Origin of the sequence: Gemmata sp. SH-PL17, from assembly GCF_001610855.1 — a bacterium.
Lineage (GTDB): Bacteria > Planctomycetota > Planctomycetia > Gemmatales > Gemmataceae > Gemmata > Gemmata massiliana.
In genome coordinates, this window is sequence record NZ_CP011271.1 from 210,142 (window position 1) to 222,881 (window position 12,740).

Sequence of the window (12,740 nt, forward strand, 5' to 3'; positions counted from 1 at the left end):
TGCTGTCGAGTGTGAATCGCTCTGCCTGTATGGGTAGAGGTGTCGGAGTGCTGCATGCGAATAGTGATGATGGGGACGGGGACGTTCGCGGAGCCGACGTTCGAGGCGCTGATCGCGGCGTTCGGTAGCGACGTTGTGGGACTGGTGACGCAGCCGGAACGCGATGCCGGTAGCAAGCGCGGGAGCACGCGCCAGACCGGAAAAGGCATGGCGAACATCGCGCGTGCCGCGAACATCCCGGTGACTCAACCCGAGAGTATCAACACCTCCGAAGGCTTGGAACAACTCCGCGGAATGCAGCCCGACCTGCTCGTCGTCGCGGCATACGGTCAGATCCTCTCACGCGACGTACTCACGGTCCCCACACGCGGCACGATCAACGTTCACGCATCGCTGTTGCCGAAGTACCGCGGCGCCGCGCCGGTTGCGTATGCGATCCTCAGCGGCGAGCAGAAAACCGGCGTGACCATCATCAAAGTGACGCCCGGTCTCGACTCCGGCGACATGATCCTTCAGGAATCGCTCGACATCCTCCCGACCGACACGACGGGTAGCCTCGAAGCACGCTTGTCGGTTCTCGGCGCACACGTGGCGGTCGAGGCCACGCGCAAGTACGCGGCCGGTGGGCCGGTGGAGGGCGTGAAGCAAGCCCCGGCGCTGGTGACGAAGGCGCCGAAGATCAAGAAGGAGTTCGGGTTGATCGACTGGACGAAGCCCGCGGACTACATCGAGCGCCACATTCGCGCGATGCAGCCGTGGCCCACCGCGTACACGTTCTTGCATCGACCCGGCAAGGAACCAATGCGGGTGATTGTTACTACCGCAACCGAGTTTCCCGTGCGTCACGCTCCGGAAGTACCCGCTGGCCAACTATTTGCGGATGCAAAATTTCCACAATCCCTCTTCGTCGTTGGAGGGCAATTGAGTTCTGGGGATCGTTCTGTGTTGGAAGTCCAGGAGCTTCAGCCGGCTGGAAAGAAGAAGATGACGGCGGAAGAGTTCTTGCGCGGGTATCCCATCGTTGAGGGCATGCGGTTCGGCCCGGAAGTGCTGGCATGACGATTACCGCCCGACAGGTCGCGGCCGACGTGCTAAATCGCTCGCGTTCGCGCGACGGGTTCGCAGCCGAACTCATCGACGACGTTCTCAACAAGGCCGCACTCACGCCCCAGGACCGCCGCTTCGTCACGCAACTGGTGTTCGGCGTGATCCGGCGCAGCGGAACGCTTGATGCGATTCTGAAGCCGTTCATTCAGCTTCCGTTCCACGCGGTTCAGCCGCGCGTGTGGGACTTGCTCCGGCTTGGCGCGTTTCAGCTCACGTTTCTCACGCACGTTCCCAAGCATGCGGCCGTCAACGAAACGGTCGAACTCGCCCCCTACGTCGGTGCGCTGAAAGCCAAAGGTTTCGTGAACGGCGTGCTGCGTCGCGTGTCGGAGCTGGTGACGGACGACTTCACGGACAAACCGGGCGCGGGCGCCGTGGCGTTCGGGTGGGAATCGCTCCCCACGTCCTCCTTTTTTTCAAGGAGGGGAGAGCAAACGCGCGACGCAGGTATTTCTCCCCCTTCCTTCTTAGGGAAGGGGGCTGGGGGGTTAGGTTCTGACTCCAGCCCCTCCCCAATCCCTCCCCTAAACGGAGAGGGGCTTAAAACCGCCGATGGTTCTCGCCCTCTCTTCTTAAGGGAGGAGTCGGGGCGCGGTTCTTACCGCCGACTCGCGCGGTCCGTTCTCCCCGATCCCGTCGCTGACCCGACGGGGTACTTCGCGGCGGCGTTTTCGTTCCCACAGTGGCTCGCGAACCGGTGGATCGAGCGCTATGGCCCGGCCGAATGCACGCGACTCGGCTTCTGGTTCAACGCGCCTCCGCCGTTGTGGATTCGCGTGAACAAACTGAACGCGAGCCGCGAATCGTACCGCGTTCAGCTCGCCGGGCAGACGATCGAAGCAGCACCAGGAGCGCACCCGCAATCGCTGCTGTTCCCCGAGCACCACGCGATCCGCGATCTCCCGGGGTTCGCCGCGGGCGACTTCGCGGTCCAGGACCATTCGTCGATGTTGGTTGCGTCCGCGCTCGGGGTGAAGTCCGGGATGCGCGTTCTCGATGCGTGCGCGGCTCCCGGCGGCAAGACGACGCACCTGATGGAACTGATGGACAATCGGGGCCACATCACCGCCTGCGACATTGAGGCGAAGCGCCTCCAAACAGTAACCACGCTGTGCCAGCGGCTCGGGATTCAGGAGGTAGAAACGGTTCTACTCAAGGAGGATGGTGAATTGCCCCCGGGACCGTTCGATGCCGCGCTGGTCGATGTGCCGTGTAGCAACACGGGGGTATTGGGTCGGCGCCCCGAAGTGCGGTGGCGCCTGAAACCGAACGAGTTCGAGCACCTCATCCGCCTACAAACACGGTTACTCATCCTCGCGGCCGAACGGGTCAAACCGGGCGGTGCGGTGGTGTACTCGACGTGCAGCATCGAGCCGGACGAGAACGAGGGCGTCGTGAGGGCCGTGTGCCGCGGAATGCGGAGCCTGGCGCTCGAAGCGGAACACACCTCTGTGCCCGGGCGCCCGTCCGACGGCGGCTACTGGGCGCGGCTCCGTAAAGCGAAGTGAACACTCAACATCCTTCCCCGGCGCGGTTGGCCTTGACTCGCGCCACTCTCACCCGTTCTACTCTCGGTTCGGATTTTCGCGCCCCATAACGGGACACGTTTATGGCCACGGATACGGCCCCGCTCCCGACCACCCAGAGTGGTGTTTTCGGCGGTCCCGCAACAGCGGGCGGTCGAACCACTTCCTCCTCCACGGACCCGACGCGGCACCTGTGGCAACTACCCGTTCTCCTGATCGGGATCGCAGTGTTCGTGTCCGCGTGGAAGGGGTGGTTGCCGATCGGTCGCAACGATCCGCCGTCGGTGTTTACCCGAGACATCGACGCGCTCAAGGCCAGTTACGAGAAGCTCTCGCCGGACCCGATTGATTTGAAATCGCAACTGAGCAAGGTCGCGGCGGGTGTGGAAATGTTCCCCGAGCACGCACCGAGGGGCCGGTTCCACCTCGGGAGCGGGTACGTGCGGCTCGCGGAGATCACCGCATCGGCAGACGAGGCCCGCGGGTACTGGACCCTCGCGCAGCAGCACTTCGCTCTGGTAACACCCGAGCAACTTCGTGATTCTGCGGATCGGCCGAAACTCGATTTCCGGTCGGCCAAGGTGCGCGCCGCGATCGGGCTACCGGCCGAAGCGCCGAACGCCGATCTCGTTGCACTGCTGATCCAGGTACTCTCTGCACCGCCACCGGGCGAAGAGGGCGGCGAAACGCGGCGCTTGATCGCGGAACTGGCGCTGCGTCGGAACCCGCAGGACCTCGCGCTCGCGCGGACGTCGCTCACGCAGTACCTCCACTCCGCAGGCACCTCCACTCCGCAGGCAGCGCTGTCCCGTGCGCGCCTCCGGCTCGGTGCGATCTACCTGGAGCTTCACGAATACGATCAGGCGCGCAAGTGGCTCGCGCAGGTCGGCGGGGACTCCCCCGCTGAGGTGCTCGCGCCCGCGAAAGCGGGTTTGGCCCGCGCACTCATGGCCGACGGCGATTTCCTCGGTGCGGCGAAGGAACTGGAGGTGCTCCGCACCATTCCCGGCATTCCCGTGTACTACCGCACTGGTGCCGCTTACGACCTTGCGCTTTGCAAGATTCGAGCGAACGACCGCGACGCCGCGACCAAATATTTTGAAGAAGCCGCTCGGGGAACGGGGGCCGAGGCGACCGCGGCCGCGGTTCAACTCGCGGACCTGCACCTCCACTCTCCGGACCCGAGCCGCCACAAGCTCGCGGTCGATCTGCTCACGGACGCAGTGCGAGGCGTGAAGTCCGCGGCTGAGTATAAGAGCGAACTCGTGCCGGTCACAGAGGTGCAGGCCGCGTTCGAGTTGGGCGTCACGACACTCCTCGCCGACGGCGCGTTCGAGCAAGCGCTCAAGGTGGCGGAAACGTATGCCGCGGTCGCACCGTCGCCGCGCGACCGCGAACGGCGCGCCGACGTACTGGCGACGTGGGGGGCGGCACTCAAGAAGACCAACGGCAACGCGAAACCGAAGCTCAAGGACGCGGCCGACGAGTTCGCCGCACTCGCCGAGTTCCAGCCCAGGACCGACGGCAAGCTCGAAATGCTCCGCCGAGCGGCCACTCTGTACCGTCAGGCGGAAGAGCCCGCGCTGGCCGTAACGCGCCTCAAAGAAGCCGCGAAACTGCCCGGTATTTCGGAATCGGCCCTCGGCCCGCTGTTGTCAGATTTGGCCGACGCCATGCTCGAATCCAAGCAGACCGGCGAAGTGTGGAAGGTTTTCCGAGAGATTTTGGCTACCAACGGGGCGACATCGACCGCCACGCGGTACCGGCTCGCGCGGCAGTTCGTGGACTCGCGGCACCCGGGGCTGGTTCCTGTGGGGCGCGCGCTGTTCGAGCAGATCGCCAAGCAACAGAACATCGCGCCAAACGAGCGCGAGTACCACGAGCGCGCGCTGACCGAACTAGCGAACGACCTGATTCAACAGGAGAACTTCGCCGACGCGGAGGCACGGCTCCGTACTCAACTCAAGCTCTACGATAACGGCCCGGAATCACAACTCGCCAAACTCTTGCTCGGTGTGTGCCTGCTCCAGCGCGCCGCGGCCCTCAGTCGGCAGAACCCGCTGAGCCCCCAAGAAGCGCAAAACGCACGGGATATGCGGACCGAAGCTTTGACCAAGTTCAAAGAAATCGTCATGGACTGTGACAAAGCCGCTCAAAAACCGGATCGCAACGGGAAACTCACCGACCGCGAAGCCTGGTTGCGCCTCCAGGCTTCGTTGCGCGTGCTGCAGTCCTATCAGCAGATGCAGGATAACGTGCAAGCACGGAACTTACTCAACGAAGGGGCCGCGCTCCGGGACCGGCACAAGGGGACAGTTGAAGAACTCATCATTCTGAGTCTGATGTACAAGGCCTACGAGAAGCTCGAAAAGCCGTCTGAACTCGTCCGGGTGCGTGAGGAGATGAAGGACGTGTTCAGCAAGCTTCCGCAGACCGCGTTCACGCACGGTAAGGGCGAATACAGCCGCGAATACTGGCTGAAGGTCTGGTTCTCTACGGAGCAGTAGTGACCGAAGTGCGGCAACCACTGTCGCAAATGTGTCACGTGTGGCTCACGGGCGTCTAATTAATCGGCGCCCGCCTCGGGCAGTCATTTTTAATCACCCCGCGGATTGACAGGTTCCACAACCTGCGGCATACCGCCAACCATTCAAGGCCGTTGACGCTCGGGTCCGCTACCGCCCCGCCATGCTACCGGGGCGAACTCAGCGCCAACAGTTGAGGAACACATCGTGCGGACCCGTTCGCGTGCCAGTTACCTGGCGCACCTGGGTCTGGTCCTGGCCGCTTCCGCGACCGGGTGCCAGACGTTCCAGCCGTCCACCCCGCTTACTGTTCGCGTTCGCGACGCGGAAACTCAAACACCCGTCCCCGCGGCAACCGTTCGCGTTTGGCGCTTCGGTTCGCACAGCGAGGAGCGGGACCAGACCATTACGGCCGGTGCGGACGGGACCGCCCACACGCGCCTCGCCCCGCCGGACGAGGGCGGTGTGATGGTCGAAGTAACTGCTCCTAATCGCCTCCCAACTCAAACGACACTACCACGCGACGTTGTGGACGCTCTGGCGTCGGCCAAGCGATTTCACCCGTACACGGGTCCGCCGCTCGAAGTGACCGTGGACGTGTTCGCGGGGCCGCGGCCGACGGCCGAGCTCGTACTACCGGTCGGATTCCGGGGGCCAGTCAAAGCGGAGATCCGCGTGCGCGCGGACGGATCGTGGCCCGCAGGTCAGCGCTCGTTCTCCTACACCGTGCCCGAGAACGGTGTCGTCCGAGTGGAAGGCCCGGCCGTGTTCGGGCTTGGCAGTGGGCCGGATATCGTCGCCAAGTTCGCGGACGGCACGCCGCTGCCGAAAGAGGCGAAAAACGAGGAAATCGCCCTGCGCTGGGTCCGGCGCGAAGGCACGGATGTGTCGTTCGTAGTCGGTACGAGCGCGGATTTAGACGTGATCCGGCGCACGTTGGGAGGAGGCGAGTCGGAGCGCAGCCAACGTGCCGGCCCAAGCGGACAGGGCGGTGGGCGCCGAGGTGGAGGGGGCGGTCGCGGCGGTGGTGGGCGAATGGGGCGCTAGTCCGGCAAATGCCTGCGCGCGATCCGCTTGGCCCTTACACTAACGGGTCGAGGTTCGCGCGTTATCGGGTAAGTATCTTGGCCAATTTCTCGCGCTTGCCATCGCGGGCGATTTGGGCTGCAGTACGGCCCGGAGACGCAGGAATGAACTGGGGTGGGGTGTCGGGGTTGAGAAAACGGATCGGCTTCGCGGGGATATCGTCGGTTCGAGCCTCAAGTGAGGCTCCGGCTTTGACGAGTAACAACGCGATCTCGGTTTGCCCGTTGGCTGCCGCCCGGTGCAGGGGCCTCCACCCTTGCCACCCGCGTGCGTTCGGGTCTGCCTTGTTTTCTAAAAGCAGGCGCACAACTTCAGAACTGCCACTACTTACGGCGTAGTGCAGCGGCGTGTATCCTTGATCCATTTTGGCGTTCGGATTAGCGCCCTTCTTGAGCAGGAAACGCACGATATCGACGTCGCCTTTGACAGCCGCTCCGTGGAGCGCGGTAGACAAGTCGGGAACGTCCTTGCCGCCTGAACGGAAAACTGGCGGTCGATCCACGAGTTTGGGATGGTCGGTCAAAATCGCCTTCACCGTGCACAAATCGCCCTCGAACGCGGCTTTGTGCAGCGCCGTGATTCGTTCCTCTTCTGGTGTCGGCTTAGGTCGTTTCGGTAAAGGGGTGCCCACTCCAGGAAGGCCGGGGCCAGATGGAGCGCTGACCGGCGCGTCGTGTGACGGCGGAACCATCAGGCACACGTGTGTCGTCGCGATGAAGAGCAACATCATGGTAGCGTCCGTGCGATCTTTCGGTGGGACACGCCGGGAACCAATCCGGGCGGTGGGCTGACGTTTGTCCGCCACTATCGCTGACCTGGCTCTCTTCGGCGCTACGGGTTGGGGCGCGGTGCGGTGATACCGGTCATGACGCCGCCCGCGTTGTTGACCGGGTCGCGACGCGGAGGAATATCCGCGCCCGTCGCGAAGATGCCCCCGGGCAGGAGAGTCGGCGTCGGTTTGATTGCGGGCACATCCGAGACGGGAGCCGGCGCCGGTCGAACCGCGTTCACCGCAGTCGGCTCCGCCGTGCGCGCCGGGCCAACGGGAATGTTGATAGCCGGGGCGGGTACGGGGGTGGCCGCGAGTCGGCGCATCCGCTTCAGCACTTCGTCGCCGAACTGAGCCAGAGCTTTCGTCTTCGCCAGTGCGATGGAGTCCTTGTCCTCGATCACGAACGTCGGGCGCACGATCTTCCCCACGCCCTCGGCTTGCATGCCGGTGTAGATATAGCCGTTGTCCACATCGAGGAGGACGCCTTCGAGCATAAACAGCGAGTCCTTGTGGCTCCCGGGGATCACGTAGCCGCCTACGAGGGTCAAATTGAACACTGCGGCGAAGTTCTTGTAACTGTCGGTTTGGGCCGCGCCGTTAATCACGAGCAGCACGTCGGCCCCGCACTTGGCGGCCGCGAGCCGCAGATCCTTCAAGTCGTTTTTGCTGCTCTTGCCCGCGAGCATTTCGGGCAGCGGGAACACGTCGGTCGCGATCTTCTCCTTCCGGAGCGTCTCGGCCCACGATTCCATCACGGCCTTGTCTTCCGGCGTCCAGCGCCAGTCGTGGCCGTCGGGTTGGAGGTACACCGCGATCCGGCACGGGAACCGGAGCTGCGGCTTCAGCCCGCGCGCCTCGGCGATGCTCGAATCGGGCATCTGAACCGACCCGTCCTTCAGGCGCTCTTCGAGCGCGGCCCGGTCGAACCCGGTCGTACACCCGCAGAGCAGGCCCAAGAGGAACAGCGGTGATTTCTTCCACGTGCGCAAGGCCCACCTCCGCGGGTCGGTGACGGGAAAAGTTGGATTCGTTGGGTCTGGGTGTGTCAGGCGGATAGCGAAGGGGAAGTGTCGGGGTCAAGTCCAAGCGAATGGCGTTTGAAAGTGAGGGAGGTGATCCCGTCTAACTGAAGCGGCTGCGGGAAATGCCCCGCTCGTTGGGACTCGCCGTTCACCTGAGTCTTGTGGCGAACGATGAGTGCCAACGAGCGGGAGTAATCACTTCTTCTTCGGTTCGGCGTCGGGCGGGAGCGCCGCTTTCATCAGCGTGCCGTTGGTACCGTTGTACACGCGGACGACGCCGTCCTCGCACCCGCTCGCGACCACGGTGCCGTCGGTGCTCGCGCTCACCGCGTACACGAAGTCGGCCGCGCCGGGGAACGACCGCACGTTCCCGCCGTTGTCCGCGTTCCACATGCGGACGCTCGCGTCGCCGCTACCCGTCACGAACTGCGTCGACTTGCCCACGAAGAAGAGCGACGTGACTTGCTTCTGGTGCCCCTGCATGTCGCGGATCTTTTCGCCCTTCTCGTAGTCCCACACCTTTACGAAGTTGTCCGCGCCGCAGCTCGCGATCTTCTTGCCGTCCGGCGTCCAGCCGATCCCCATCACGTGGTGCGTGTGGCCCTCGAACGACTTGGCGAACCGCGGGGCCTTGGGGCCGGGCGGGAACGGCCACCCCAAACCCGCGTGCGGCATCTCGAACACTTTTACGAACTTGTCTGCGCCGCAAGTTGCGAGCAACAATCCGTCCGGACTGAACGCGACGCCGAACACGGTATCGCTGTGCCCCGCCTTGATTTCCCAGATCAGTTTGCCAGTTACCGTATCGAAGATCTTGATCTCGCCGTCCTCGGTCGGGGCGCCACCGCCAGTCACGAACTTCTTGCCGTCCGCGGAGAACCCGATCGCACACACGCGGTCCACGAAACCGGCGATCCGCTGCTTCGGCTCACCCTTCTCGACGTCCCACAAGGTCAACTCCTGAAAGCTGCCAGTTGCGAGCGTCTTCCCGTCTGGGGAGAAGGCCATCGACTCGACGAGTGAGATGTGGGCGGCCTTCGCGGGCTTACCGTCCGGCGTCTTCAGTTGCGGGTCGAAGAACGACTTCGCATATTCCCACTCTTTCTTCTCCGGACCGCCCTTCTTGTCCGCCGGGGTGATCTTTAGCGCGAAGACGTTGATCTGGTTCCCGCGACTCGCGGCGATGGCCTTCCCGTCCGGGGAAACCGCGAGCGCCCGGACCGGCTTCACCAGGGCCGCTGGCAGGTTTACGACGATCTTTTCCTTCACCTTCATCGTGGTGGGGGCCTTCGCGCCCTCGTCGATCCACAACTTGATGAGCGACAGTTCTTGTGAAGTGAGGGGCTCATCGCCCTTCGGCGGCATCATCGGCAGCTTCTGCCGCGCGCAGAGCAGGAAGAGGTTGCTCTCGGCCGATTTGCCCGGTACCACCGCGGCCCCGCGCTTCCCGCCCTTGAGCACCTTTTCGTGAGTGCCCATGTCGTACTTGCCGCTCAACTCGGTCCCGGAGTGGCACACGAGGCACTTCTTCTCGAAGATCGGCTCGATGTCCTTCCCGTACTCGACCGGCTCTTTCCGCTTCAGATCGATCACCGGGATCGGCGGGTACACATTCTTGGCGTCCTTTTTCGGTTCTTGGGCGAAGCTCGGGGCGGCCATCAGCGCCAGTACGAGCGCAACGAATCGGCGCATGGTGTTGAGTCTCCAGATCCTCGGGTGTACGGAAGGTGTGTCGGGTGGTTCCTCGCGACCCATTGGGCCGCGGAGCCGATCACTTGGCCAGATTGAAACTCACCTTGTTCTCGTAAGTCACCGGGTACTTACCCGCGAACAGAGCCGTGACCACAACGGTACCGGCCAGCGCGCCGGGCTTGGCATCGGCCGCGGTCTTCAGCACGAGTTTCACTTCGTCCTTGCCCGCGGGAATGGCGACCTCGGCGGCTGTTACCCCAATCGCGTCCTTCGCAGGAACGAACGTCACCTTGTATTCGCCAGCGAAGTCGTGCATCCGCTCCACTTTGATCGGCAGTTCGGTACTGCTGCCGAGTTTGAGCGTGTTGTTCGGGAGCGGACCCGTCGTGAACCGGCCCAGCGCGCTGGGGATTACGAACACCTGGATCGGTGTGCTGAAAGTTTCGGCCGGGATGTTTGGCTTTGATTTTGCCATCGGGTCTTTGGCGAACTGCACTTGCGCGTTCCCGCGAAGCACGACGGTGTACGCGCCGGGCACCGCGTTGGACTTCGCGTCCACGTTCACCATCACTTCCGGTTTGTCCTTGGTCGGTTGGGCCGTGATCTGAACGGACACAGGTGCGCTCTGCTGGTTCTGGGCCATCGGCTCGGCAACGAGCGTAACGTTCGGCTTCTCCGTGCCGCCCCATTCGATCTTCACGGGAACGGTCGATTTGTCGCCCTGGCGCATCACGATGACCGGGCCTTTCACCTTATTTTCTTTGCCCGTGGCCGGCTTCACAACCGTATTCGCGAGGTCGGCTTTGATGCTGAAAAGCGATTTCTCCGGCCGGACCGCGATCACGAGCGACTGGTCCAGCCGCGATACCACCGGGATCTGTTGGTCCGGCTGTGGTAACCCCCATGTCACCGACGCCGGGCGTGCCGACCGAACGAGCGTCTTGCCCGCGTTGTCCGTGCCGGTGAGCTTCACGGTAAAGGCCGTTGTCGCGGGTGCGGCGCCGGGCGCGACGTCGAGCACCAACAGCCCCCAGCGCACGGCCGGCCCGATGGTGAGCGGCTGTGCCGTTACACCTGCTGGTAGACCGTCCACCGTGACCGCGATCGCACCGGTGTAACCGTCCTGGCGCTGCGCGAACACGTAATACGCCTGCGAGCCGCCCTGCCACGCGGCCGAGCCGGTCTGGTAGAAGCGGCTGTACGACATCACCACCGCGCGGAAGTCCGGTACCGGTTGACCGATCCGCAGACGGTACATGGCCTTCGGGCCGCTCAGGTAGCCCGATTCGCGGCACGCGACCGCGATCAGATATTTGCCGTCCTCGGGCGCTGTGAACTGATACGGTCCCGGGTCGCTGCTGCGCGAGTAGAATCCGAACGGGTGGAGCGTGTCGTTGTCGTCGTCCTGTTCGCCGCTGAGGTCGCGCTTCGGGTCTTTGCCGTCGCGCACGGAAAAGTAGAAGTCGCCGTTCGCGCCGATCCGCTCCGCCGCAAGTTCAATGGTGACTTTTTCGCCCTTCTTCGCGTTGAACGCGATCCAGTCTTTCTCGCCCTTCTTTGCTAGAAACCCGGCCACCTCACTGCCTGTGGGAACGACCTCCGCGGTGTCCGGCGATCCGGCGGCTTTCGCTTTCACAACGAGCTTGTTGCGCGCGAAGAAAATCGTGACAGGATTGGACGTACCGTTCGGCCCTTTCAAACTGTACGCAAACCCGTCCTGGAGCGCGCTGACCGGCTCGACGTGCGTGAGGCTGGTCAGCCTCGTATTCGCGGTCGCGTCGGCCGGCGGGGTGATAGTGACCGTGAGTTGTTCGAGCGGGCGCCCGTCCGCGGTGTAACCCTCCGCGGGTCGACCGCCGGGCAGGTTGCGCCCGTAGAGCGTGACCTGCGTGGGCTTACCCGCTTCGACGACCGGCGGGAACACGGCGTCGATCCACGGCGCTGCGCTCACGCTCAGCCGGTAGAAGTAGTCCGGTCCGCCCGCGGTGTAGGTGAACTGGAACAGCCGAACGAAGTAGTCGCCGTCGGCGGGGAGCACGATGTCAGCAACCGCGTCGTTGCCGTGGTAGTTGCGGTTGGTTACGAGTTTACGTCCGCTCGCGTTGAAGATCTCGATCATCGGTTCGGCTTTACTGTCGATCGACGACGCTTGGCAGGAAACGATGACGCGCTGGCCTTTCTTCCCCGTGAACGCGGTGTAGTCCACGTCCGTGGGGTTGGAGATTATGCCGTTTACCGTGGTCCCGATCTCGATCCGTTGCGCTTCGGGTACGTCGTTATTCGGTTCCTTCTCGTTCACATCAACCAAGTCGCCCACGACGAACGCACGCGGATTGCTCGCACCCCACTTCCCCACGAACCGCACATCGAACGCGCCGAGCGGCGCATCGGGCGCGACGGTCACTTTGAATTTGTGCGGTCCGGCCGGATTGACCTTCGGTGCCGGGACCGTCTTCTTCGGGTCTTTCGGGTCCGGCGTCTCTTTGGGCGGGCTGATGTACTCGCCCTTTAAGCCCGGGTGCGAGAACAGCAACTTCTCCGGCTCCTCCACGTCGAAGCCCGTCACGGTCACTTCAACGCTGGTGCCGGCCTTCGCGCCGCTCGGGAACACGCTTTGAATGCGCGGGGACGGCAGACCGGGCGGCGGTTGTTGGGCCACGGCCGAACCGACCATCGCGACCGACGCGGCAAAACCTACAAGGCCGAACACGAGCCGGCGCATGGTCGGGGCTCTCCGAGGTGAGTTAATCTGGTGAGTTGAGGGGCTGTGGCCCCCCGCGGTTGGTAAGGAGCGTTCTGGCGGGATGGAAGTAATCGTAAGCCGGCGGCTCGGACCGGTCAAGCGAATCGTTTGCGGCAAACTGGGGGGCTTTCACCTGGGACCGCGGGCGTCTTGCCCGCTTTTCTGACTTTGGCAGCGAAGGGCGAGCAAGATGCCCGCGGTTCCGGACGAGTGGTGAGTGCCTGGGATACTGTTGTCCGGAAGAGCGGGCAAGATGCCCGCGGTCCC

The 12,740-nt window shown here is 63.8% G+C and carries 8 protein-coding genes; 4 read left to right on the top strand and 4 right to left on the bottom strand.

The genetic code is table 11. From position 1 onward, the window contains the following. Window positions 1–54 precede the first annotated feature (54 nt). From fmt to VT84_RS00860, 4 genes are all read left to right on the top strand, one after another. Window positions 55–1,059, top strand: a complete 1,005-nt coding sequence (fmt, locus tag VT84_RS00845) for a methionyl-tRNA formyltransferase (protein ID WP_082838153.1) — start codon at window positions 55–57, stop codon at window positions 1,057–1,059. Continuing rightward, a complete protein-coding gene (locus VT84_RS00850) occupies window positions 1,056–2,615 on the top strand; it encodes a transcription antitermination factor NusB (protein WP_082838154.1) in 1,560 nt (519 codons plus the stop codon). The genes fmt and VT84_RS00850 overlap by 4 nt, the downstream gene beginning before the upstream one ends. A 101-nt stretch (window positions 2,616–2,716) precedes the next feature. Beyond that, window positions 2,717–5,140, top strand: a complete 2,424-nt coding sequence (locus VT84_RS00855) for a tetratricopeptide repeat protein (RefSeq protein ID WP_052549008.1) — start codon at window positions 2,717–2,719, stop codon at window positions 5,138–5,140. 225 nt (window positions 5,141–5,365) lie between these two features. After that, a complete protein-coding gene (locus VT84_RS00860; protein ID WP_052549003.1) occupies window positions 5,366–6,205 on the top strand; it encodes a hypothetical protein in 840 nt (279 codons plus the stop codon). A gap of 61 nt (window positions 6,206–6,266) precedes the next feature. Here VT84_RS00860 and VT84_RS00865 read toward each other — a convergent pair whose 3' ends face one another. From VT84_RS00865 to VT84_RS00880, 4 genes are all read right to left on the bottom strand, one after another. After that, entirely contained in the window at window positions 6,267–6,974 is a 708-nt protein-coding gene (locus tag VT84_RS00865; RefSeq protein WP_052549000.1) for an ankyrin repeat domain-containing protein, read from the bottom strand. A 101-nt stretch (window positions 6,975–7,075) separates the two neighbouring features. After that, window positions 7,076–8,005: a hypothetical protein gene (locus tag VT84_RS00870; RefSeq protein WP_082838155.1), complete on the bottom strand. Its 930-nt coding sequence runs from the start codon at window positions 8,003–8,005 to the stop codon at window positions 7,076–7,078. A 228-nt stretch (window positions 8,006–8,233) separates the two neighbouring features. After that, window positions 8,234–9,730, bottom strand: a complete 1,497-nt coding sequence (locus tag VT84_RS00875) for a c-type cytochrome domain-containing protein (RefSeq protein ID WP_052548996.1) — start codon at window positions 9,728–9,730, stop codon at window positions 8,234–8,236. 79 nt (window positions 9,731–9,809) lie between these two features. Continuing rightward, window positions 9,810–12,452: a PPC domain-containing protein gene (locus tag VT84_RS00880; RefSeq protein WP_052548994.1), complete on the bottom strand. Its 2,643-nt coding sequence runs from the start codon at window positions 12,450–12,452 to the stop codon at window positions 9,810–9,812. Window positions 12,453–12,740: the final 288 nt, after the last annotated feature.